General features: G+C 68.0%; 17 protein-coding genes. 6 read left to right on the top strand and 11 right to left on the bottom strand.

Going from position 1 to position 22,421, the window contains the following annotated elements; genetic code table 11:
* Window positions 1–30: 30 nt before the first annotated feature.
* A complete protein-coding gene (gene glnE, locus AC2YJX_RS10900) occupies window positions 31–2,778 on the bottom strand; it encodes a bifunctional [glutamate--ammonia ligase]-adenylyl-L-tyrosine phosphorylase/[glutamate--ammonia-ligase] adenylyltransferase (protein ID WP_487256042.1) in 2,748 nt (915 codons plus the stop codon).
* A 98-nt stretch (window positions 2,779–2,876) separates the two neighbouring features.
* Between glnE and AC2YJX_RS10895 the strand changes: the two genes are divergently transcribed.
* From AC2YJX_RS10895 to AC2YJX_RS10880, 4 genes are all read left to right on the top strand, one after another.
* Complete coding sequence (locus AC2YJX_RS10895; protein ID WP_487256041.1) at window positions 2,877–7,037, top strand: YhdP family protein; 4,161 nt, start codon at window positions 2,877–2,879, stop codon at window positions 7,035–7,037.
* Entirely contained in the window at window positions 7,037–7,852 is an 816-nt protein-coding gene (locus AC2YJX_RS10890; RefSeq protein WP_121508917.1) for a carbon-nitrogen hydrolase family protein, read from the top strand. The genes AC2YJX_RS10895 and AC2YJX_RS10890 overlap by 1 nt, the downstream gene beginning before the upstream one ends.
* Window positions 7,849–9,894 carry a two-component system sensor histidine kinase NtrB gene (locus AC2YJX_RS10885; protein WP_487256040.1) on the top strand — a complete coding sequence of 682 codons (2,046 nt, stop codon included), beginning with the start codon at window positions 7,849–7,851 and terminating at the stop codon, window positions 9,892–9,894. The genes AC2YJX_RS10890 and AC2YJX_RS10885 overlap by 4 nt, the downstream gene beginning before the upstream one ends.
* Before the next feature lie 142 nt (window positions 9,895–10,036).
* Window positions 10,037–10,666: a response regulator transcription factor gene (locus AC2YJX_RS10880; protein ID WP_487256039.1), complete on the top strand. Its 630-nt coding sequence runs from the start codon at window positions 10,037–10,039 to the stop codon at window positions 10,664–10,666.
* Between the two features lie 41 nt (window positions 10,667–10,707).
* On the opposite strand, the gene AC2YJX_RS10875 is transcribed toward AC2YJX_RS10880, so the two are convergent.
* The 3 genes from AC2YJX_RS10875 to AC2YJX_RS10865 form a co-directional block, all read right to left on the bottom strand.
* Window positions 10,708–11,355 carry a YiaD family glycine zipper/OmpA-like lipoprotein gene (locus tag AC2YJX_RS10875; protein ID WP_055394716.1) on the bottom strand — a complete coding sequence of 216 codons (648 nt, stop codon included), beginning with the start codon at window positions 11,353–11,355 and terminating at the stop codon, window positions 10,708–10,710.
* 78 nt (window positions 11,356–11,433) lie between these two features.
* The gene (locus tag AC2YJX_RS10870) at window positions 11,434–11,562 is read right to left on the bottom strand and encodes a hypothetical protein (protein ID WP_487256038.1); all 129 of its coding nucleotides are present in this window, start codon (window positions 11,560–11,562) and stop codon (window positions 11,434–11,436) included.
* On the bottom strand, window positions 11,559–11,735 hold the full coding sequence (locus AC2YJX_RS10865) for a hypothetical protein (RefSeq protein WP_199731485.1): 177 nt from the start codon (window positions 11,733–11,735) through the stop codon (window positions 11,559–11,561). Before AC2YJX_RS10865 ends, AC2YJX_RS10870 begins: the two co-directional genes overlap by 4 nt.
* On the opposite strand from AC2YJX_RS10865, the gene mltA reads away from it, so the two are divergent.
* Entirely contained in the window at window positions 11,668–12,891 is a 1,224-nt protein-coding gene (gene mltA, locus AC2YJX_RS10860; RefSeq protein WP_487256103.1) for a murein transglycosylase A, read from the top strand. The genes AC2YJX_RS10865 and mltA overlap by 68 nt on opposite strands.
* A gap of 113 nt (window positions 12,892–13,004) precedes the next feature.
* Here mltA and AC2YJX_RS10855 read toward each other — a convergent pair whose 3' ends face one another.
* The 3 genes from AC2YJX_RS10855 to AC2YJX_RS10845 form a co-directional block, all read right to left on the bottom strand.
* Window positions 13,005–13,448 (bottom strand): hypothetical protein, encoded by a 444-nt coding sequence (locus AC2YJX_RS10855; protein WP_487256037.1) that lies wholly within the window; start codon window positions 13,446–13,448, stop codon window positions 13,005–13,007.
* A 4-nt stretch (window positions 13,449–13,452) separates the two neighbouring features.
* On the bottom strand, window positions 13,453–13,698 hold the full coding sequence (locus tag AC2YJX_RS10850) for a hypothetical protein (RefSeq protein ID WP_055402226.1): 246 nt from the start codon (window positions 13,696–13,698) through the stop codon (window positions 13,453–13,455).
* Window positions 13,699–14,314: 616 nt separating this feature from the next.
* Window positions 14,315–14,446 carry a hypothetical protein gene (locus tag AC2YJX_RS10845; RefSeq protein WP_255424243.1) on the bottom strand — a complete coding sequence of 44 codons (132 nt, stop codon included), beginning with the start codon at window positions 14,444–14,446 and terminating at the stop codon, window positions 14,315–14,317.
* Between the two features lie 97 nt (window positions 14,447–14,543).
* Here AC2YJX_RS10845 and AC2YJX_RS10840 point away from each other — a divergent pair, with 97 nt between their 5' ends.
* Window positions 14,544–15,098, top strand: coding sequence for a hypothetical protein (locus AC2YJX_RS10840; RefSeq protein ID WP_147433274.1), 555 nt, complete (start codon window positions 14,544–14,546; stop codon window positions 15,096–15,098).
* Between the two features lie 142 nt (window positions 15,099–15,240).
* Here AC2YJX_RS10840 and AC2YJX_RS10835 read toward each other — a convergent pair whose 3' ends face one another.
* From AC2YJX_RS10835 to AC2YJX_RS10820, 4 genes are all read right to left on the bottom strand, one after another.
* Window positions 15,241–17,001, bottom strand: a complete 1,761-nt coding sequence (locus AC2YJX_RS10835) for an MFS transporter (RefSeq protein WP_487256036.1) — start codon at window positions 16,999–17,001, stop codon at window positions 15,241–15,243.
* 82 nt (window positions 17,002–17,083) lie between these two features.
* Window positions 17,084–18,568, bottom strand: a complete 1,485-nt coding sequence (locus AC2YJX_RS10830; protein WP_487256035.1) for a DUF3999 domain-containing protein — start codon at window positions 18,566–18,568, stop codon at window positions 17,084–17,086.
* Window positions 18,565–21,528, bottom strand: a complete 2,964-nt coding sequence (locus AC2YJX_RS10825; protein ID WP_487256034.1) for a DUF2339 domain-containing protein — start codon at window positions 21,526–21,528, stop codon at window positions 18,565–18,567. Before AC2YJX_RS10825 ends, AC2YJX_RS10830 begins: the two co-directional genes overlap by 4 nt.
* Before the next feature lie 385 nt (window positions 21,529–21,913).
* Window positions 21,914–22,399 carry an Lrp/AsnC family transcriptional regulator gene (locus tag AC2YJX_RS10820; RefSeq protein ID WP_094289647.1) on the bottom strand — a complete coding sequence of 162 codons (486 nt, stop codon included), beginning with the start codon at window positions 22,397–22,399 and terminating at the stop codon, window positions 21,914–21,916.
* Between the last annotated feature and the right edge of the window lie 22 nt (window positions 22,400–22,421).

Below are 22,421 nucleotides of genomic sequence, written 5' to 3'. Positions count from 1 at the left end.
ATGCAACAAAACGTCACATCTTGGTGCGACTCAACCGAACACGGACCTCCACAGGGCCAGCACCGCATCGCGCTCGGCCTGTAGTGCGGGGGGGGCAACCTGGGTGGGCGCCTCGTCCAGGCGCGCCACGTGTTGCACGCGCCGCAGTTCGCGGTACGCATCCGCAGCCGCCACACCCACGCCAGGGGGCAACAGCCCCACCTGCTCGGCGCGCTGGAGTAGCGCGATGTTGCCCACATTGCCCACCAGCTCCGGGTGGTTTGCAGACTGCGAGAGCACCAGGTACTGCACGGCAAACTCCGCATCCACCATGCCACCCGAACTGTGTTTCACATCAAACTGCCCGTCGCGCGTGGGGTGCGCTGCGCGCACACGCTCGCGCATGGCCACGATTTCCTCACGCAGGGCGGCAGGGTCGCGTTCGGAGGTGATAACGGCCTCCCGCACGGCATCGAAGCGCGCCTGCAAGGCCTCGCTGCCCATCACAAAACGCGCGCGTGTCATGGCCTGGTGCTCCCAGGTCCACGCGGTGTTGCTGCCCCGGCGCTGCTGGTAGTTGGCGTAGGCCTCGAAGCTCGTGACCAGCAGACCTGAGCTGCCATTGGGCCGCAACGCAGTGTCGATCTCGTACAGATCGCCTTCACCCGTCTTCACGGTGAGCCAGTTGATGAGCTTGCGCACAAAGGCCGCGTAGACCTCGGGGGCGCGTTCGTCGTCGTCATCGAACACAAAGACGATGTCCAGATCGCTGCCGTAGCCCAGTTCCTTGCCGCCCAGCTTGCCGTAGCCAATGATGGCGAATTGCGGGCTCTCGCGGTGGCGCGTCTTGAGCCGGCTCCAGCACCACTGGGCCGTGATGCGCAGCACGCTGTCAGCCAGGGCGGACAGGTCATCCGCCACCTGCTCGACGGTGATGCGCCGCTCCACGTCGCGCGCGAGGGTGCGGAAGGTTTCCGCGTGCTGGGCACGGCGCAGCAGGTTGAGCAAGGTTTCGTCATCGTCCTCGCCCGTGGACTGCAGCGACGCGAGCCGCACGGCCAGTTCGCGCTCGAAGTCGGCCACCACAAAACGTTCGGCGAGCAGCGAATCCCCCACCAGTTCATCGATGACACCGGGGTGCTGCAGCAGGTAGCGGGCGGGCCACTTGGCCGCGCCCAGCAAGTGCAGCAATTGCTCGTGCACAGAGGGGCGCTCCAGCAGCAGCGCCAGATAGCTCTCGCGGCGCAGCAGCGGCTCCAGCCAGTTGGCAAGGCGCAGGGCGGCCTCTTCGGTGACGCGGCCTTCCTTGAGCCACTGTGCGGTGCGTTGCACCAGCCGGAACAGGCGGGCACGGGCTTCGTCGCGCAGCCCCGCCACGCGCGGGTGGTTGCGCCATTCGGCAACGCGCTCGCGAAATCCGGGCGGCAACTGCTCCAGCAGCGTGTCGAATTCGGGGGGGGCTGCTGCCGCAGCGCGGGGGCCGCCACAGCCTCCGCCATTGCACTGCTTCTTGCCCGCCCCGCCCAGCAGGGTGTCGAATTCCTGGGCCACCAGTTCACGGTGTGCGTCCAGCTCGTGCAGGAAGGCGCAGCAATCGGGATACCCCAGGGTGTGCGCGATCCACGCAAGATCGTCATCGCGCGTGGGCAGCACATGGGTCTGCTGGTCATCCAGGTACTGGATGCGGTGCTCCACACGGCGCAAGAAGACGTAGGCCCGCGCGAGCGCATCAGCCGTTTCCTGCGGCATCAGACCCGCCTGGGACAGGCGTGTGAGCGCATCAAGCGTGGGGCGGCGGCGCAACTCGGGGAACTGGCCGCCCCGCACCACCTGCAGCAGCTGAACCGTGAACTCGATCTCACGAATGCCGCCGCGCGAGAGCTTGACGTCGTTGGCGCGCTCCGGGTGGCCCGCGCTGCGCTTGGCGGCATGGTCCCGGATCTGGCGGTGCAGCACCCGCAGCGCATCGAACACGCTGTAGTCCAGGTAGCGGCGGAACACAAAGGGCAGCACCACACCGCGCAGCGCCTGAACCTCAGGGCTGGCAATGCAATCACGCGGTGCCACCACCCGGCTCTTGAGCCAGGCAAAACGCTCCCACTCGCGCCCATGCAGCTGCAGGTATTCCTCCAGCGCCGACAACGAGACCGAAGGCGGACCAGAGTTGCCATTGGGGCGCAGCGCCAGGTCCACGCGGAACACAAATCCGTGTTCGGTGGTGTCGCCCACCAGGCTGTAGATGGCCTTGACCGCACGTGCAAAGTATTCGTGGTTCGAGATGCGCCCCCGGCCATCAGCCGTGCCCGCCGTTTCGCCATCGTGCTCGTACACGTAGATCAGGTCGATGTCGCTGGAGACATTCAGTTCGCGGGCACCGAGCTTGCCCATGCCGATGATCCACAGCTGCACGGGCTGGCCGTCCGGCCCGCGCGGCGCGCCGTGGCGCTCGTCCAGCTCCTGGCGGGCATGCTGGCAGGCCCTGTCCAGCGCCAGTTCGGCCAGCTCGGTGACCGCGCTGGTAATGTCCGCCAGCGGAGCCTGCGCCTCGCAATCCATCTGGATCAGCCGCTCCATGACCAGCTGGCGCAGCACCCGGAGCGCGGTGCCCGTGTCACAACCGCGTGCGCGCAGCGCGTCGTAGGCCTGCTCCATGCTGGGCCACCGGGGAACACCGGGCGGCAGGAGCAGCAGGTCAGCCTCGTAGCGGCGATGCAGGCGCTGATAGAAACGCGAGTGCGCGGCCCCGTGAACAAAGGTCGCGGAGGGATTGCAGGGGGATTCAGGATACGGGATCGACATGGCAGCCGCAGCGCAATGCTGCGTACATAAGAACACTGGTTTGTAGTGAACCCGCGCTAAGCCTGCGGGTCATAATTCCTGCCACATTCAATCCCACCATGATCGATCCCACCACGCACCCCACCCGCCTGCTGAAAATTGTGGCAGGTCTCGCGCGGTGGTCACTGGGCTTGCTGCTGGCCTTCTGGCTGCTGCTGACCATCGCGTGGGGGGCCCTTCATGGCTGGATTGTGCCGCGAATCGGTGACTTCCGCCCACAGCTGGAGGCGCATGCCGCACGGGCGCTGGGGGTTCCTGTCCAGATCGGCGCCATCGCGGCGCACACCGAAGGCCTGATCCCTTCCATTGAACTCTCGGATGTCACCCTGCTGGACGCTGCCGGCCGCTCTGCCCTGCGCCTTCCACGGGTGGTGGTGGCGCTGTCGCCGCGCTCCCTGCTCAAGGGCGGGTTCGAGCAGCTGTACATCGAAGAGCCCGAGCTGGATGTGCGCCGCACTGCGGACGGCCGCATCCAGGTGGCGGGTCTGGATTTCTCCCAGCAGCAGGGCGAGGACAACGCCGCCGCCGACTGGCTGTTTTCACAGGGCGAGGTGTTCATCCGGGGTGGCACGGTGCGCTGGACCGATGAGCAGCGCGGCGCCCCGGAGCTTGCGCTGGAGAAGGTGGACCTGCTCTTGCGCAACGGCAACTGGCACCACCACATGCGGCTGGATGCCACGCCGCCCGAAGCCTGGGGAGACCGCTTCACGGTGACGGGGCTGTTCCGCGCCCCCTTGCTGCGCGCGCGCGACGGCAACTGGAAACACTGGAACGGGCAGGTCTTCGCCGACTTTTCCCGGGTGGACGTCTCGCGGCTGCGCCACCATGCCGATGTAGGCGTGGAGATCGCCCAGGGCCGGGGCGCGCTGCGAGCCTGGGCCGATGTGCAGCGCGGGCAGATTGTGGGCGGCACAGCCGACCTGGCGCTGGCCGATGTCAATGCCACACTGGGTGCAGGCTTACAGGCGCTGGTGCTGCCGTCCATTCAGGGGCGGCTGGGTGGGCGCCGACTGAACGGGGGGTTCGAATTCTCGACCCAGGCGCTGCAATTCAAGACGGACGATGGTCTCACCTGGCCCGGAGGCAACGTCCGGCTGGTGCACACGGCAGCGGCCGGCAAGGCACCCGCGCAAGGCGAGTTCCGCGCCGACCGCCTGGACCTGGCTGCCCTGGCGCAGGTCGCCAGCCGCCTGCCCCTGGGCGCCACGGCACATGAGGCCGTGCGCACCTATTCACCCCACGGGCTCGTGGACGAGATCCAGGCCACCTGGAAAGGCCCTCTCGAAAACCTGCAGCAGTATCAAGTACGCGGGCGCATTCGCGGATTGGCGCTGGCAGGCGACACCCCCGCCAGCGCGTCCACCCACCTGGGCCTGCGGGGTGCCACGGTGGACATCGACATGACCCAGGCGGGCGGCAAGGCAGCGCTGACCATTGCCTCCGGCGCGCTGGTGCTGCCCGGCGTGTTCGAAGACCCGGTGCTGCCGCTGGACCGGCTCAGCGCCGATGTGCGCTGGCAACTCGATGGCGACCGCATCGCCGTGCAGGCCACCGATGTGCAGTTTGCCAATGCCGACGCCCAGGGCGAGGCCCGGGCCACTTGGCATACCAGCGATGCGGGCAAAGTGGCACACCGCTCTCGCTTTCCGGGGGTGCTGGACCTCACAGGCACCCTGAACCGGGCGGACGGGACCCGTGTGCACCGCTACCTGCCGCTGTCCATCCCCCAGGAGTCGCGCCACTATGTGCGCGACGCCGTGGTGGCGGGCAGCGCGAGCAACGTGCAGTTCCGCGTCAAGGGGGATCTGCACCACCTGCCTTTCGACGACCCCAAACAAGGCGAATTTCGCATCGCAGCCCGCGTGAAGGATGTCACCTACGCCTACGTCCCCACGCAGCTGCAACCGGCCAATACGTTGCCGTGGCCTGCATTGACGGAGCTGGCGGGGGAGCTGATCTTTGAACGCTCCTCCATGCAGGTGCGCGGCGCCAGTGGCAGTTTTGCGGGACGCCCGGGCCTGCGCCTGTCGAAGGTGGACGCCAAGATTCCAGATCTCTCCCATACCGTGGTGGGTGTCAGTGCCGATGCCCGGGGGCCGCTGACCGAGCTGCTCACGCTCATGAACACGTCGCCTTTGGGCCGGATGACCGGCAATGCACTGGAGCAGGCCAGCGGCGCCGGCAACGCAGATTTCAAGTTGCGCCTGACCTTGCCGATCAGCGACATCGAAAAATCCAAGGTCCAGGGCAGCGTCACGCTGGCGGGCAACGAACTTCGCATTACCCCCGACACCCCGACGCTGAGCCGGGTGCGGGGCGTGGTGCAGTTCACCGAAGGCGGTTTTTCGCTCAATACCGTGCAGGCCCAGGCACTGGGCGGCGCTGTCCGGCTGGAGGGCGGCATGCGCGCTCTGCCCTCCAATGCCCCGGCCACCGAATCGGCTGTGCAGCTTCGCGCACAGGGCACCGCCACGGCCGAAGGGCTGCAGCAGGCATCACAACTGGGCATGCTCTCGCAGCTGGCGCGCCGCGCCACGGGCAGCACCGCGTATTCCATGGCGCTCGCGTTTCGCCGTGGCGTGCCGGAGGTGCAGGTCACCACCAGCCTGCAGGGGCTGGCGCTGGCGCTGCCCGCCCCGCTGGGCAAGACGGCCGAAAGCAGCCTGCCACTGCGGTTTGAAACCCAGGTGGCCCGCGAATCGCTGGTGGGCCTTACGCAGGCTGGAAATGGCACCGAAGCCCCGCCTTTGCGCGATCAGATCACGCTGGACCTGGGCGCACTAGGCTCGGCCACCTACGTTCGGGATCTGGGCGGGCCCCAGGCCCGGGTGCTGCGCGGTGCCATCGGCATCGGCCTGTCGGGCGGGGAATCCGCCCCGGTGCCCGCGCAGGGTGTGGCGGCCAACATCAGCCAGGGCAAGCTCGATGTGGATGCCTGGGAAGACGTGCTGACCCAGGCAACCGGCAGCGAACCCGCTGCGCGCCCCGCGACCGCACCCGGATCGCCAGGCTCAACGGGAACGCCCAGCACGGCGCAGGACTACCTGCCCACCACACTGGCCTTGCGCGCCCGCGAACTCACGTTGCAGGGTCGCACCCTGCACAACATCGTGGCCGGCGCGCTGCGGGATGGCACCACCTGGCGTGCCAACCTCGACGCCACGGAACTCAACGGCTATCTGGAATACCGCCAGCCAGGCGGCGCCGAACACCCCAACGGGCGCCTGTTTGCGCGGCTCTCGCGCGTGAACATGCCCCAGAGCGACGTCACCCAGGTCGAGGCTCTGCTGGACGAGCAGCCCGGCGCCCTGCCTGCGCTGGACATCGTGGTGGATGACTTTGAACTGCGCGGCAAACGCCTCGGGCGTGTGGAAATAGAAGCGCAGAACCGGGGCGGAGATGGCACGCAGCGCGAATGGCGTCTCTCCAAATTCAATATCCTCGCGCCCGAGGCGAACTTCACAGCCAACGGCAACTGGGCGGTGCTGAACACCGCAGGGGTGGGGCCCCGCACGCCGGAGCGGCGCACGGTGCTCAACTTCAAGCTGGACATCCGCGACTCGGGCGACCTGCTGGGCCGCATGGGCATGGCCAATGTGGTCCGGCGTGGCAAGGGCCGCATGGAAGGGCAGGTGGCCTGGATCGGCGCGCCGTTCAGCCCTGACTACCGCAGCATGACCGGGCAGATCAACCTGAACGTGGAGTCCGGCCAGTTCCTCAAGGCCGACCCAGGCCTGGCCAAGCTGCTGGGCGTGCTGAGCCTGCAATCGCTGCCACGCCGCCTGACGCTCGACTTCCGCGATGTGTTCAGCGAGGGTTTTGCGTTCGACTTTGTCCGGGGCGATGTGCGCATCGAGCAGGGCGTGGCCACCACGAACAATCTGCAGATGAAGGGCGTCAACGCCGCCGTGCTGATGGAGGGCAGCGCCAACATCGACCAGGAAACCCAGGACCTGCGCGTGGTGGTGGTGCCCGAGATCAACGCCATGACCGCGTCCCTGGTGGCCACAGCCATCAACCCGGTCATTGGGCTGGGCAGCTTCCTGGCCCAGGTATTTCTGCGCGGCCCGCTGATCGAGGCGGCCACGCAGGAGTTCCGCATCGATGGCACCTGGACGGACCCCCGCGTGGTGCGCGTGGCCCGCCGCAACCGCGAGGCAGGCCCTGCAACCGGCACGCCCACACGCCCCAGCGCACCCCGCACCGGAGAACCGTCATGATGAAAGTTGCTGCGATCCAGATGGTGTCCTGCACCCGGCTCGACGACAACCTGCGCGCTGCACGCGCCCTGCTGGAGCAGGCCGCCAGCGCAGGTGCCGAGCTGGCCGTGCTGCCCGAATACTTCTGCGTGATGGGCCACAAGGACACCGACAAGCTCGCCCTGCGCGAAGCACCGGGCGAGGGCCGTATCCAGCACTTTCTGGCCAGCGCGGCACGCGAGCTGCAGATGTGGATTGTGGGGGGCACCTTGCCGCTGGTCGCCACCACACCCGACCGGGTGCGCAACACCACCCTGGTGTTCAACCCCGCTGGCGACTGCGTGGCACGCTACGACAAGATTCATCTTTTCTACTTTGACAACGGGCGCGAGCAGTTCCACGAAGGCCGGGTCATCGAAGCGGGCAACACCCCCGTGCAGTTCGAGCTGCCATCGCGCGACGGCCACTGCTGGCGCGTGGGCCTCTCGGTGTGCTATGACCTGCGCTTTCCCGAGCTGTACCGCGCCCACGCCAGCGCAGGCGCAGACCTGCTGCTCGTGCCCAGCGCGTTCACCCACACCACCGGCCAGGCGCACTGGGAGCTGCTGCTGCGCGCCCGCGCCGTGGAAAACCTGGCGTATGTGCTGGCGCCCGCACAGGGCGGTGTGCACGAAAACGGGCGGCACACCTGGGGCCACAGCATGCTGGTTGACCCCTGGGGCACCGTGCTCGCCCAGCAGGACCAACTGGCGGGCGTGGTGTCAGGTGTGGTGGACCCGCAGCGCCTGCGCGACATTCGCCTTCAGTTGCCCGCCTTGTCGCACCGCGTCCTGTGAAGATCCCGCAGCAGCGCACACTCTTCAGACGCTGGCGCGGCGCATGGCGGCGCTGGTCGCTGTGGACCCTGCTGGTAGCCCTGGTGATCTCCATGCTCGCCACCATGGTGTGGCTTGCGGGGCGCTACGAGGCCAGTCAGGTGCAGTCGCGCCTGGAGCGTGACACGGCCGACGCGGTGTCCGACATCCGCGTGGCGCTTACGCGCAACCTGCAAAGCCTGCAGGCCCTGCACGCGGGCGACCCGGGCCAGCTGGCCTGGGAGGTCGATGCAGCCGAGCTGCTGCGCAACCGGCGGGAGCTCGTGCGCATCGAGTGGCGCGATGCCGACCTGCGGGTACGCACCCATGCACAGTCGCCCTACCGCCCCGTGGCCTGGGACGCCCGGCTGCGTGAGGGTAACCAGTCCGACGCCGCCATTGCCTGTGCCAACGCACGCCGCCTGAGCAGCCCAGCCTATTCAAGCAGCTACTTTCAGCCCCACGGCGACGGGCTGGGCTCGGAGATGATGGAGCTGTGCCTGCCGCTCACCTCGGGCGGGCGCAGCACGGGTTTCCTGGTGGTCACGTATTCGCTGCAGGACGTGCTGATCAACCTGGTGGCGCACAACCTCACCCGCAGCCAGGAGGCCTCGTTCACCGAGGCCGACGGCACCCGGCTGGCCGTGCTGGGCGCCGCGCGCCGCGGCTCGCGCATGTTCACGGCCACGCACCTGCTGGATCTGCCCGGCAGCACCCTGGTGCTGCGCATGGACACCTGGCATAGCGCGCCCAGCCTGTTCCCCAACGTGCTGACCGCGCTGGTCACCGCCATGTCGATTGCGCTGGTCACCGTGATGGTGGTGCTGGTGCGCGACAACCGCAGGCGCCTGCGCGCCGAGCGCGATCTGGCCGACGCGCTGGCGTTTCGCAAGGCCATGGAGGACTCGCTGGTCACAGGCCTGCGCGCCCGCGATCTGGAAGGCCGCATCACCTATGTCAACCCGGCCTTCTGCGCCATGGTGGGGTTCAGCGCGCCGGAGCTGCTGGGCCAAAGCGTGACCGCGCCCTACTGGCCCCCCGAGCGGGTGGAGGAGTATCGCCAGCGCCAGGCCATCCGCTTTGCGGGCACCATGCCGCCGCGCGAGGGTTTCGAGTCCGAATTCATGCGCAAGGACGGCACCCGCTTCCCTGTGCTGATCATCGAGGCCCCGCTCATCAACGCCCAGGGCCTGCACACGGGCTGGATGAGCGCGTTCCTCGACATCAGCGAGCAGCGGCGGGTGGAAGAGCTGTCGCGGGCGTCACAAGAGCGGCTGCAGGCCACCGCCCGCCTGGCCACCGTGGGCGAAATGGCCTCGCTGCTGAGCCACGAACTCAATCAGCCCCTGGCCGCCATTTCCAGCTATGCCACCGGCTCCATCAACCTGCTGGAGGCGCCCGCACCGGCAGAGCAGGGCGCAGGCGCCGCTGCCCATGCCGAGCAGCTGCAGGATGTGCGCATGGCCATGCAACATATTGCGCGGCAAGCCGAGCGCGCAGGCAAGGTGATCAAGAGCGTCCACGACTTTGTGCGCCGCCGCGACCAGGCGCGCGAAGCGGTGTACGCGCAGCAGTTGCTCGATGCCATCCTGCCGCTGGTGAGCCTGCAGGCACGCAAGCTGGGGGTGCGCGTGAACACCTCGCTGGAGCCCCACCTGCCCCCCGTGTTGTGCGACCGCACCATGGTCGAGCAGGTGCTGCTCAACCTGGCGCGCAATGCCATGCAGGCCATGGACGACCCCGCCCTACCCACGCGCATTCTGGACATTCGGGTGCGGCGTGCGGCGTCAAACCAGCACAGCGGCTGGATCGAGTTTGCGGTGACCGACCTGGGATCGGGCATTCCCCAGGACGTAGCCGAAAGGCTTTTCACCCCGTTTTTCACCACCCGCCCCGAGGGCATGGGTCTGGGGCTGAGCATGTGCCGCACGGTGATCGAGCAGCATGGCGGTTTTCTCGGATTTGCGCCCCATGAACCGCGTGGTACGGTGTTTACCTTCACGCTACCAGCAACAAGCCCCTGAGCGACTACGTCGCTTCCCCCTTCTCTCGCGCTGCGCGCGGGAAGGGGTACGCCGCTAGCGCGGCGGGGCGGCCCCCGCCCAGGTCGCGCCGGTTGCGTCGACCGCGCGTAACCGACAATGCACTAGTTAACCGAGTTAAACCATGGAGCCCACCACCAACGCCACCGTGTACATCGTGGACGACGACGCCAGCGTGCGCGAAGCGCTGGCGTGGCTATTGCGTTCGCGCAGGCTATTCAGCGAGTCCTTTGAAAGTGCCGAGGCCTTTGACGCCATGCTCTCAAGCCGGCCCGCGCAGCGCCAGCCCTGCTGCCTGCTGCTGGACGTGCGCATGCCCGGCATGAGCGGCCTGGCGCTGTTCGACCTGCTGGCGGTGCGTGGTGACCTGGCCACCATGCCGGTGATCTTCCTGACCGGCCACGCGGACGTGCCCACTGCCGTGGACACCGTCAAGAGGGGTGCGTTTGATTTCTGCGAAAAACCGTTTTCCGACAACGCGCTGGTAGACCGTGTTGAGCAGGCGCTGGCCAAGTCGGCCGAGCGCCTGGCGCAACTGCGTGAGCGCAGCGACCTTCAGGTGCGCCTGCGCGATCTGACGGACCGCGAGCGCGATGTGATGGACCTCGTGGTAGCGGGCCTGCCCAACAAGCTGATCGCTGACCAGCTCGATATCAGCGTGCGCACGGTGGAGGTGCACCGCTCACGCGTGTTCGACAAGATGCAGGTCAAGTCGGCCGTGGAGCTGGCCAACCTGCTGCGCATAGAGAAGTAGGGCTCTGCGCGCCCGCCCCACGCCCTCTCGGGTGTGGTTGCTTACCCGCGTGGCCGCTCGCCCACAAAGATCTCCACGCGCCGATTGCGCGCCCGGCCGTCGGCCGACTCGTTCGTGGCGATGGGATACCGCTCCCCCATTCCGTCGATGGCGATGCGGCGCCCGTCCACGCCCCGCCCCGTGAGATAGCTGCGCGTGCTGGCAGCCCGGTCCATCGAGAGCGGGTTGTTGATGGCGTCGCTGCCGGTGTTGTCGGTGTGGCCGACGATGCGGACATCGGTGTTGGGGTTGTTGCGCAGCCCGGCAGCGAACTGGTCGAGCACGGGCGCGAAATTGGGCTGGATGTCCGAACGGCCCACGGCAAACGAAATGTCGCTGGGGATGTTGAGCATGAGCTGGTTGTCGGCTGTCTGCGTCACGCCGATGCCGGTGCCTCGCGTGGCCTGCTCCATCTCGCGCTTCTGGCGCTCCATGTTCTGCGACCAGATGTAGGTGCCCAGGGCCCCCACACCGGCACCTACCACTGCCCCGGTGCCAGCGCTGCCGCCGGTGGCCGAACCGATGACGGCGCCTGCCAGCGCGCCCACGCCGGCCCCGGTGGCGGTACGGCGCTGGGTGTCGTCCATGCTGGCACAGCCAGTGGCCAGAACGATGACGGCGGTGGCGCCGAGAAGAATGTGTTTGCGCATGGTGGTGCTCCTTGAAAGATTCAACGGAGCTGGGCGCTTCGGGACTTCCGATCGCGTGCCGCATGGCCTGTGGTGGGCCTAGGCATCGGGTGCGCCCAGCTCATCGCCATCGTGGCTGCAGCCGGGCCGGGGCACCATCGGCACAGCGGCACCCTGGCTGTAGGACGAAGCCGCCTGGGCCCGCTGCCCGCGCGCAGGCAAGGTCATTGCGCCGGAGGTGGTGGGGGAGCTGCCTGGGGGGATGCCGCTGGCGGTGGTGGCAAAGGCTCCTGCGGCGGCGGCTGCAGCTCGCCACCCTTGCGGCCCGAGAACATCGTCCACCAGACGATGGCCACCAGCAACACCAGCGCCAGCAGCGCTTCAAGCAAAATCAGCCCCATGAAATTGACACTCCTGCGCGTTGCTTTGACGGCGCTGATTGTAGGAACGCTGGCCGCCTGCTCAACGCCCCCTGCCCCAAGCCCCTCCCGCCCCGGGGCCATCCCCGCGCCACCACCGCCCAGCACCGTGGTGCTGCCCGGCGACACCGGCCCGCTGCCGCCACCGATGTCACAGCCCAAAAGCCGCTGGATTCCCGTGCGCTGGGCCGAGCTGCCGGGCTTTGCCGACGATGCGTTGCACGAGGCCTGGAACGCCTGGATCAAGAGCTGCGAACGCCCCCAGCCCCCCTTCACTGCGCTGTGCAGCGAAGTGCGCCAGCTCAGCATTGCCACCGCCGACGAGCAACGCGCGTGGCTCATCGCCCGCCTGCAGCCCTACCGCGTTGAAGCAACCGACGGCAACCCCGAAGGCCTGCTCACCGCGTACTACGAGCCGATGATGGAGGCCACCCGCCAGCCAGGCAATGGCTTTGCCGTGCCCATTTACCGCGTACCGACCAGCCTTGGGGCCCGCAAGCCCTGGTACACGCGCCAGCAGATCGAGACCCTGCCGGAAGCGCAGGCCGCGCTCGCGGGCCGCGCCATCGCCTGGCTGCGCGACCCGGTGGAATCGATGGTGCTGCACATCCAGGGCTCGGGCCGCCTGCGCATCGCCGAGGCAGACGGCACGGTGTCGCTGGTGCGCGTGGCTTACGCGGGCACCAACGACCAGCCCTACCAGAGCATCGGCCGCTGGCTGCTCGACCAGGGCTACACCCGCGACGCCACCTGGCCCGGCATCCGCGCCTGGCTGGCCGCCAACCCCCAGCGCACCAACGAGCTGATGTGGACCAACCCGCGCTATGTGTTCTTTCGCGAGGAGCCTCTGAACCCGCTGGACGCGGGCTTCGGCCCGCGCGGCGCCCAGGGTGTACCGCTCACCCCCGGCCGCTCCATCGCCGTGGACCGCCAGAGCATCCCGTACGGCACACCCGTCTGGCTGGCCTCCAGCGGCCCGCAGGTACAGCTCAATCGCATGGTGCTTGCGCAGGACACGGGCAGCGCCATCCTGGGGGCGGTGCGTGCAGACTTCTTCACTGGCTGGGGCCCGGAAGCGGGCGACATCGCCGGGCGCCTGAAGCAGAACCTGCGTCTGTGGGCGTTGTGGCCCCGATGATTTTTGGATGATTTTAGCCGCCAGCGCTTATTCAGCAAGCGCTAATAGCTATTAGATTAATAGCAAACTCTCAACCCCTCTGCGAACCTACGCCCAGTGGTTGGCCGCCGGGTTCACGGGCACGGCGCCCTTGCCGCTTCGGTTTCCACCCGCTGGGCCGCAGCCGCTGCCGCGAACGCCATGGCTGGGGGCACGGTCACAGTGCGCAGTTGATCGCCCGTGATGCGGTACTCGTACTCGCGCGTCGAGCCCACCATCTCCGTCCTGAAAGTGCTGCCCGCCATGGTAGCCGCATACACCTGGGGGCGGACGACCTGGTAACGGTACGTGGTAATGGCCGTCCCGCTGGCGGTCTTGCAGGTCGATTCGAACTGATCTTCCTTAAACTGCAGGGTGCAGCGGCCGGAGGTGTCTTCGGCCTTTTCGCCATCGGGGGTGGTCAGCACGATGTTGGTGGCGCGCCAGCAGCCGAGCAGGGCTGGGTCGGAGGCGGCGTGGACGCAGGGGACGATACACAGGAAAGAAAGCAGCAGGCGGGAGCGCGCGAGGAGATTCATAGGTTCATCTCACCCCATACAGAACAAGAACCAAGACCGACGCTGCGGCAAATGCGGCCCACGAGATCACGGTATATCTCGCGCCGATCTGGCCGTGCTTGGCCAACGACCAGATCTTCGTGATGTCATACGGGATACCGCGCGCGGCGCAATAGATAGCGGGGGCGAGAACCCCGTTCCCCAGCACGATCAAATACGCGAGTGGAAGCAGCGGATGCACTTGGTAGAGCATCTGAAAAATGAAGGTCATGGGCCGGGATTTTCAACCGAGTCGCACTGGCCGGGGGCGTTCAGCCCGAAGGGCGGAGTGAGGCGAGCCACAATGCTACAAAATTTATAGCTTATAGCACTTACCCCACAAGCGCTAGCGACCAAAAACATCTCAAATCGCACAAAACCCAGCCCACGGCCCAACGCCCACCTTGTCCCCCTCGGCGGCGCATCCCCCATAAAGCCCCAGCGTGTGGCCCCGCTGCGCCACGTCATACAGCCATCACCCGATAAAGCACAGCAGGTATTCCGTCCGGGCTTCCTCGCGGATGCGTTCCACAAACCGAACGGACTGGCTGATGCCATGCAGCAATGGCCAGCCCCACATGCCCCGGAGCAGGATGGTGAAACCGATGGAGTTTTTGTGACGCGTTGTAAGAGGCACTCGCGGAACGAAGCAACGCCGCCGCCCGCATCGACGCGCGTGCGGAGGTTGTAAACCCTCCTGTGAATGGCCATACCTGCGGGCCAAGTGCATTTACAGATGACTACAAAGTCAACGGCACCACTACCAGATTGGCCCTTGAGAATCTGCGCTCGTCTTCGGCAGGTAGTGGCTCTCTGGGCGACCAACGGCCTATCGCCGCCGTAACCCTTCAGCCAGCCAAGAATCGCGCGAAGCGCACGGATGGCACAAAGCCGCCGCTTTTGACAGCGGAGTGCAGGGGCGCCGAACCTGCCAGGCCTGCGTCGGCATGGGCTTCATTGCGGTGCCATGGTGGCGTCATGGCGATGGCAGTTGTTCTGTTCCAGCGCCGAAGACAGGGAGGAGGTCTGTGCCCCAGCACAGATCGTGTTTGTTATTAACAATGAGAGGATCGCACCATGCGACAAGGTATTTTGAAGAGTGTTTTGGGAATGAGCTTGGGCCTGGCGATGGCCACGGGTGTGCATGCAGAGCTGCTCAACATCAGCACGATTGCGGTGCAATCGCAGAACACGCTGACAGCGGCGTGCACGATTGTGGGCGCAGGTGGGAAAACGTTGCCGGACGGCAGCAAAGTGTTCGTCGTCCTGGCAGAAGGCATGGCTGCCGATTCCAACCCCACGCTGGTGATCCGATTCAGCGACAACTCCACCGGGAGCAACGACGACTGGAATTCCACATCTATCGACGCTAGCGGCAAACCCATCCGGACGAATACTGCAGGATGGCTGGGCCGCAACCCAGGGCGCGAAAGTGATGCTGGCACAGTGGTCGCGGCGATTCCAGGCGAATGGTTTTGTGTGACTTCGCGTGAAGTTTCCGGCGGCGATGCGCTTCGTCCGGTGGCGATCTCCGTGACCGACGTCACGGCAAAGGCGGCGAGCGCGAAGTCTGCAGCCGTGGGCGCAGATGCGGGCTTGCGTTCCGATATCTGGGCCGGTTCGCCCGACTGATCCAACAGCCGCTCATTGGCTTCGGGGCGTTGCACGCTCCTATTGAAAGGGAACACCATCGTGTGTTCCCTTTTTTTCGGGCTACCGCATTGTCTGCACCAGCGGCATGCGCGGGTGATTTATAGCTACCCGGGGAGGCCCCTCATTGCTCCACCGCCCAGCGCGTCACCCGGGGCGGCGCATCGCCCACATGAAACGCCAGCTTGCGGTCCCGCAGCGCCACATCCGAGGCGGTCACGCGGTCAAAGCGGCGCAGGTGCTCCGTCCAGGACTCGTCCTCGATGCGCTCCACATACCGCGCGGGCTGGCTGATGTCGTGCAGCAGCTGCCAGCCCAGGGCGCCCTGGCGCAGGCGGCTCCTGCGGCTTTCCTGCATCACGGCGCGAAATTCAGCGGCGCGGGCGGGGTCGATGAAGTATTCGATGGTGACCACCAGGTGCCCTGATCCGGGCGGTGTGTCGGCCACGGGCGCCTTGAAGGCGCGCGAGGGGCTCAGGTCCTCCTCCATGCTGCGGTCGGCCACCAGGCGCTGCACCAGCAGCATGGCCACCACGCCGGTGGCGGCGGCAATGCCCAGGCTCACATGCACATCGGTGACCGTGGCCACCTGGCCCCACACGGCGGCGCCCAGCGCGGTGGAGCCCATGATGGCCATCTGGTAGATGGACATGCCGCGCGCGCGCACCCAGTTGGGCAGCGCGAGCTGGGCAGACACCGACAGCGAGTTGGCCGTGGTGATCCACGCCATGCCCGCCACGAACATCGCGGGCACGGCCACGTACACATTGGGCGCCACGGCCATCACGCCCGTGGCGGCGGCCTGCAGCGCTGTGCCGCGTATCACCAGCACATCGCGCGCCATGGCCTGGCGCAGGCGCGGCAAGAACATGGCCGCCGTGATGGCGCCCGCGCCCATGCTGGCCAGCAGCAGCGTGAAGGTGCCCGCGCCGCCGCCTTCGAGCCCTTTGGCCAGCAGCGGCAGCAGGGCCAGCAGCGCGGTGGCGTGCAGAAAGAAGATGGAGATGCGCCACAGCACGGCCCGCATGCGCGGCGACTGGCGCACGAACTGCAGGCCCACGCGCATGGCACTGGTCAGACGCTCGCGGCCCAGCGGGCTGGGTGTGTGCACCCGCTTCCAGCGCATGATGACCAGGCCCGAGAGGATGGACAGCACAGCGTTGAGCACAAACACCCAGGCGCTGCCCGCGCTGGCGATGATGGCGCCCGCCAGCAGCGGGCCGATGATGCGCGAGGCGTTCATGGCAACGCCGTTGAGCGCCAGTGCGGCGGGCAGCTGCGGGCGGCTGACCAGCTCCGGCACGATGGCCGCAAACACCGGCCAGCGCATGGCCAGGCCGATGCCGTTGGCAAAGGTGAGCGCCAGCAGCAGCGGCGCCGTCATGCCTCCGGCCAGGATGGCCACACACAGCACCAGCGCCACGGCCGCGACCCAAAACTGCGTGGCGATGAAGTAACGGCGCCGGTCCAGGATGTCGGCCAGCGCACCGCTGGGCAGGCCCAGCAGGAACACGGGCAGCGTGGAAGCGGTCTGCACCAGCGCCACCAGCACGGGCGAGGTGGTGAGCGTGGTCATGAGCCAGGCGGCCGCCACGTCGTTCATCCACATGCAGGTGTTGGCCGCCACCCAGGTGAGCCAGAGCATGCGGAACACAGGCACCGACAAGGGCGCAAACGGTGAGAGCGAAGCCGCCTGGTTCAGCGCCGCGCTGTCCCCCAACTGGGCGGCGACGGACTCTTCGGTGCCATGCGCCAGATCCGCACGCGCGGCACGGTCTGCAGCCGCATCGTTCTGCGGCGGGGCGCCCGGGCTCAGGTCCGGGGCATCAGGGGAGGGCGGGGGCGCAACGCTGCGCGTGCTTTCGTGGGACGGCAATGGCGGCATGTCTGCGCATTGTGCGACGGTTGGCGCGGCTGTGGTGGTTCCGCGCTAAATAGCCGACTGCAGGCATGTCCCGCGCGTCTCGTCACGCCGCATCGGTCGGCGCAGCAGGGGCCTGGTGGCCCGCCTGTTTGGTTTGCCGCAGCAGCAGCCAGGCCATGAGCCCGAGTGCCGCCACGCCCGCCAGCAGCACGCCCCACAACACGGCGCTGCGCGTGGAGATGCCGCCGCTGGCCGCCGCAGCGGGCACCTGCGCGCCGTCTGCGGGCTGGCCGCCGGTGATATCGGCACGGGCCACATCGGCCAGCGCCACGGGCAGCTGGTTCTCTTGCGCGGGCTGGTAGCCCGGCACCAGGCTGGCCAGGGGCAGGAAGGCGCTGGCCGCCGCCGTGGCCCCGGGCAGCCCCGCCGCCAGCGTGAAGGGCCCCTGCCCGCTGGCCAGGAACACCAGCTGCGCGGGCTCGAACTGCAGCGCCAAAGCGGGCGCGGCAGCAAAACCGGGGGTCTTGGGGTCGGCTTCGATCTTGATCTCGCGCACCGAGGCACCGCCCAGCTCCACGGGCCCGCTGGCCTGTTCCTTGCCGCCGGTTGCCATCTTGTAGACCACGGCACTGGCCAATGGCGACCAAGGCTGCTCGCGGTGGTTGCGGCCCAGCACGCGCACGGGAATCAGCACATTGCTGCCGGGCGGCGTGATGGCGAGCGCGGCGACCGGTGTGGCAAACGGCAGCGCAAACACCAGCTCGCGCGGGTTGGCCAGGGCGGGCGTGGCCATGCTGGCGCTGACGCGCTCGCGCGGGCCCGTTTTGGACGAGGTAGCCAGCGTGGCGCCGCGCAGGGTCACGGCAGCGTCGCCCCAGGTCACGCGCAGGTAGTGGCCCTTCAGGTCGGCGCGCTGCAGGTCGACCTGCTCGTTGCCCAGGCGGCCCGGTGCCGTGGGCGCCGCCGCAGCGTCGGCACGGTAAAGCACGGTCTCGGCCAGTGGCTGCCAATGTTTGAGGTCCTTGCTGGCCTGCACCCGGAACGTCACGGGCTGGCCCGCAGGCAGATCCACGTCCAGGGCCATGCGGGCCACGGGCAGCTGCACATTGCGCGCGTCGAGCAGCGCGCCGCGCACGGCCTGCGGGGTGGCAGGGCCTGCCGTGGTGGTCGTGGCGGCCGTGTCGATCTGCACCACACGCTGGCCCTGGCGCTCCTCGATGCGCAGCGACAGCCCCTCCAGCCCGGCCGTGCCCGTGCTGGCGGCGCCCAGGATGGGATACGCGGGCAAGGTCACCAATTCCTCGGGCGCGCTGGCCGCCGCCACACCGGCCAGGGCCATCGGCACGGGCTGGCCCGCGCCGTTGAAGAGGCGCACATCGGCATAGCCCGGGCTTTGCAGGCGCACCAGCACCTCGGCGGGCAGCACCACGCGCTGCAGCGGCGCATCGGCCGCGAGCGTGACAGGAACGCGGATGGCGTAGGCCGCAGGGCTGTTGGCATCGGCCGCCGCCTGGGCCACGCCGGCGCACAGGGACAAGGCGGCTGCGGCCAGCACCAGGGGCAGGTTCAGGGCGACAGGCTTCTTCATGGCAGTGTTTCTGGTTGCGATGGCGGTGGCGCAGCAGGCTCCGCAGGGGCCGCAGCCTTGGGCGGCAGCGGCGCAAAGTAGCCCACCACCAGCATCAGCACACCCACGGCGATGAAGGCAATGATGCGTTCGGCCCCCCCCGCGTTGGACAGATCGATCAGCAGCAGCTTGACCACCACCACGCCCAGCAGGCCCGCGCCCACCAGCCACAGCGGCCGCTGCACGCAGCGGTGTGCCAGCACCATCATGCTGAGCGCCAGCAGCGTCCACAGGATCGCGTAGCCGGTCTGCACCACAAAGCTGTTGAACAGCGCCGAGGCATCCCAGCGTACGCCAAAGAAGTGGTGGGCCACCCGCAGCCACACGGTGTTGATCACGATGAACGCGAGCAGCGCCAAGGCCACCAGCGCATGGCGCCCGGTGAGCCCGCCCGAGCGGGCCGGGGGCGGCAGCGCTGCGAGCAGCACGCGCCGCCAGAACACCAGGCCGCCCAGCGCGAGCGCCAGGGTCAGGTCGGTGGGGTTGAGCAGCGGGATGTAGGGCAGCGGCGCCGTGTGTCCGGACGAATGCACGGCGGCCAGCAGCGCGCCCCCGAACACCAGCACCGCCAGGGGCAGGGCGGCCAGCCAGTAGTAGGCCTCGGCATGGGGGTTCAGCGGCCAGGGCAGCGCCGCGCGTGCCGCAGGCTGGTTGCCACGGCCTGCCCAGAGCGCGAGCAGCATCAGCACCGCAATCGCGCTGACCAGCAGGACCACACCGGCCCACGAGGTGCGCCACAGCTCGGCCTTGCCGATGCCGGACCACAGGCAGTCGGCCAGCAGCAAGGTCACCAGCCAGGCCGTGGCGGCGTGGAACCAGCCGAAGCGCGGCGCGCTTTGGGCGGACGGGCCCTCAGCGTCCGCCGCCTGCCAGCGATCGGTCTGCCGCAGCATCCACCCATGCAGCGCCAGCACAATGGGCCACACGGCCCAGGCGGGCGTGTTCAGCACGCGGTGGCCGTCCACCACCTGCGCCACGAACCCCAGCGCCAGCACGCCGATGGTGGCGCGCGCAGGCCAGGTGGCCACGGCCCAGCGCGTGCGCAGGCCGAGCACCATCGACAGCGCGGCGCTCAGCACCACGGCCAACATGCCCAGCAGTTCGGCAACGCGGTCCGAGAACACCGGCACGGGCCACTGGCCCGCCTCCAGGCTAGGCACGCGCCGCGTGATCTCCAGCCACCAGGCCAGGCACCAGAAGACAAAGCCGTAGAGGTAGGCCGGATTGGGCAGCAGCACCTCCACCCTGGCATAGCCCTGGGCCCAGGCCGAACCGCTGTGTGACAGCGGCTGGCGCAGCCACCAGGCCAGCAGCAGCGCGGGCAGCGCAATCAGCATCGCACCCAGGAAGGCCGGGTTGGCCAGCGGCAGGGGCGAGACCTGCAGGCCCCCGCCGTCCACACCGCTCATGAACGCCAGCATGGCGACGACCTGCAGCACCAGACCAAAGGCCCGCGGCATCCAGCGCGCCTGGCGCATGCCGACCCAGAAGGCGCCCGCGCCTTCGAGCGCCCACACCGCCGAGGTCCACTGCGCATCCAGCGCGAGCGGCACGGCCAGCGTGGCAAAGCCCACGCCGATGGCGATGAAACATTCGGTGAGCAGGCGCCAGCTGGCTTGCGCGCGGCGCACCAGCACGGTCGCGGTCAGCAGGTAGAGCGCAGCAAAGGCCAGCGCCGAGAAGGCCGCGCCCAGCTCAAACGGCTGCACCAGCCCGGCCTGCAGCCCAAAACCCACCAGCGGCGTGCCGAAGACCAGCATGCTGTCCACCGTCTTGCCCAGCTTCGTGGGCGTGTTGCGCGCATAGAGGATGGCGGTGGCGAGGTAGATCAGCACAAAGCCCGCGAGGAAGGGTTGCGTGCTGGCGTAGTGAGCGGGCACATACTTGAGCGCCCCCCAGGCCGTGGCCACGCCAAAGGTGGCGACAAAACCCACCACGTTGAGCACGCGCCAGGAGCGCTGGTGGGCGATGAAGAGAATCGCCAGGTTGAGCAGGGTGTAGTAGCTGAACAGGCCCACGTGGCTGCCCTGGCCGGTGGACAGCAGGATGGGCGCCGCAAAGCCCCCGGCGAACGCCGCCACCGCGAGCGCGCGCGAATCCTGCAGCAGCGCCAGCGCGCAGCTGGCCGCGCAGACCGCGATCATCAACCCGAAGGCCCAGAGCGGCGGCAACAGCCCATAGAGCCGGAAGGCCGCAAACACGGTGAGGTACATCACCGCCACGCCGCCGCCCTGCAGGGCCAGCGCAAAGCCGGGCTTGTCGGTGCGCTTGCGGAACCCCACCCCCAGCAGCGCAATACCTACCGCGGCAACCGCTGCCAGGCGGAATTCAACCGGCAGCAGCCCGGCCGAGGCGGCGTAGCGTGCGAGGAAAGACAGGCCGATGAAAAGGATCACCAGGCCCACGCGCACGATGGTGTTGCCGCCCAGGAGCCAGTTCTTGGCCGCGAGCACGGCCAGCTCGACGGGGTTGGGTGGGGCGGGCTGGGTTGTTGTCTTGCGGGGCTCGGCGGGCGCGTCCGCGCGGGCGACCACCGGGGCCGACGCCGGGGCCGACGAAGGGATACGCGGCAGGCCTTGGGGCGTGAGTTCGCCGGCCCAAAAAACGTCGTCCGCATCCCGAGGATCGTCGCTGGGGGTGGGTGGTGGAGGGGGTGCGTGTGGCACGGGCCCTTGCGGCACGGGCGCCGCCGCCTCAGACCGGTCTTCGGCAACCGCAGCCGCCTGCGGTGCCCGCGTGGGCTGGGCGGTGGCCTTGGTAGCGTGCGCCTGCAGCTCGGTGCGGATGGCCGAGCGGATCGCCCAGCGCAACGACAGCCCGGCGAAAAAGCCCAGAATGCCGCCCACAAACGGCCCGAAGTCGCCGTAGCCGCCGAACCACGAGCCCAGCACCGCGCCCCAGAAAATGCCCCAGATGATCATGCCGCCCTCGCCCTCTTTTTGGGCTCCGGTCGGCAGGCCCTGGGGCTGTGCGCGAAAGGAGCCGTTGTATTGGTAGATCCACCGGCAACCGCTCGCGCAGCCACCTTGCGAACCAACACCCCGGTCAGGGACACGAGGTGCAGGGCCTTGCAGGCGCGTGGCGGAGAGGGTGCGTGCGGCAGCTTGGCAGCCCCGCTGTGGTTCCGCAGGCTTATACAGCACACCCCGCGCAGGAACCACGCCCTAACGCCTTGTTACCTTGCAGGACGCCCGGCCACATCGAGCCCCTCGCCCCGGGGCGAGGGCTTGCACTGCACGGATTTGAAGCCAAAACAGGCCTTTCCGCGCGTCCATCAAGCCCTAACAGCTATTGATTTAATAGCAATTACCCTTTGACCCGCGCCAGGTGCGTGAGCGGCAGCGCCCCGCTGGCCTTCACCTCGCCCAGCGAGAAGCTGGTGTGCATGTCTTTCACATTGGGCAGGTTCAGCAGCACGTCGCGCGCGAACTGCGAAAAGCTGTCCAGGTCGCGCGCCACCACCTGCAGTTCGAAGGTGCCGGTGCCGCTGATGTAGTGACACGACACGACCTCGGGGATCTGGCGGATGGCCTCTTCCATCTTGCGCGTGAGGTTGCCCGTGCTGCGGTCGGCATCGAGCCGCACAAAGGCCAGCACCCCCAGGCCAATCTTGTGCCGGTCGATCTCGGCGCGGTAGCCCTTGATGAAGCCTTGCTCTTCCAGCGCCCGCACGCGGCGCCAGCAGGGCGCGGCCGACAGGCCCACGCGCTGGGCCAGCTCGGCGTTCGTCAGGCGGGCGTCAGCCTGCAGTTCGTTGAGGATGGCGATATCGAATTTGTCGAGAGTGTTCACAAAATGGCTGCAATGAGAAAGA

It is taken from the genome of Acidovorax sp. SRI_002, from assembly GCF_057586455.1.
Note: the sequence above shows the minus strand (reverse complement) of the source record. Positions and strands in the feature narration are given on the sequence as shown.

Bases quoted from the DNA above. Each gene is read 5' to 3' on its own strand.
- glnE (WP_487256042.1), bottom strand. From the start codon at position 2,778: ATGTCGATCCCGTATCCTGAATCCCCCTGCAATCCCTCCGCGACCTTT.
- AC2YJX_RS10895 (WP_487256041.1), top strand. From the start codon at position 2,877: ATGATCGATCCCACCACGCACCCCACCCGCCTGCTGAAAATTGTGGCA.
- AC2YJX_RS10890 (WP_121508917.1), top strand. From the start codon at position 7,037: ATGAAAGTTGCTGCGATCCAGATGGTGTCCTGCACCCGGCTCGACGAC.
- AC2YJX_RS10880 (WP_487256039.1), top strand. From the start codon at position 10,037: ATGGAGCCCACCACCAACGCCACCGTGTACATCGTGGACGACGACGCC.
- AC2YJX_RS10875 (WP_055394716.1), bottom strand. From the start codon at position 11,355: ATGCGCAAACACATTCTTCTCGGCGCCACCGCCGTCATCGTTCTGGCC.
- AC2YJX_RS10870 (WP_487256038.1), bottom strand. From the start codon at position 11,562: ATGACCTTGCCTGCGCGCGGGCAGCGGGCCCAGGCGGCTTCGTCCTAC.
- AC2YJX_RS10865 (WP_199731485.1), bottom strand. From the start codon at position 11,735: ATGGGGCTGATTTTGCTTGAAGCGCTGCTGGCGCTGGTGTTGCTGGTG.
- AC2YJX_RS10855 (WP_487256037.1), bottom strand. From the start codon at position 13,448: ATGAATCTCCTCGCGCGCTCCCGCCTGCTGCTTTCTTTCCTGTGTATC.
- AC2YJX_RS10850 (WP_055402226.1), bottom strand. From the start codon at position 13,698: ATGACCTTCATTTTTCAGATGCTCTACCAAGTGCATCCGCTGCTTCCA.
- AC2YJX_RS10845 (WP_255424243.1), bottom strand. From the start codon at position 14,446: ATGACGCCACCATGGCACCGCAATGAAGCCCATGCCGACGCAGGCCTG.
- AC2YJX_RS10840 (WP_147433274.1), top strand. From the start codon at position 14,544: ATGCGACAAGGTATTTTGAAGAGTGTTTTGGGAATGAGCTTGGGCCTG.
- AC2YJX_RS10835 (WP_487256036.1), bottom strand. From the start codon at position 17,001: ATGCCGCCATTGCCGTCCCACGAAAGCACGCGCAGCGTTGCGCCCCCG.
- AC2YJX_RS10830 (WP_487256035.1), bottom strand. From the start codon at position 18,568: ATGAAGAAGCCTGTCGCCCTGAACCTGCCCCTGGTGCTGGCCGCAGCC.
- AC2YJX_RS10825 (WP_487256034.1), bottom strand. From the start codon at position 21,528: ATGATCATCTGGGGCATTTTCTGGGGCGCGGTGCTGGGCTCGTGGTTC.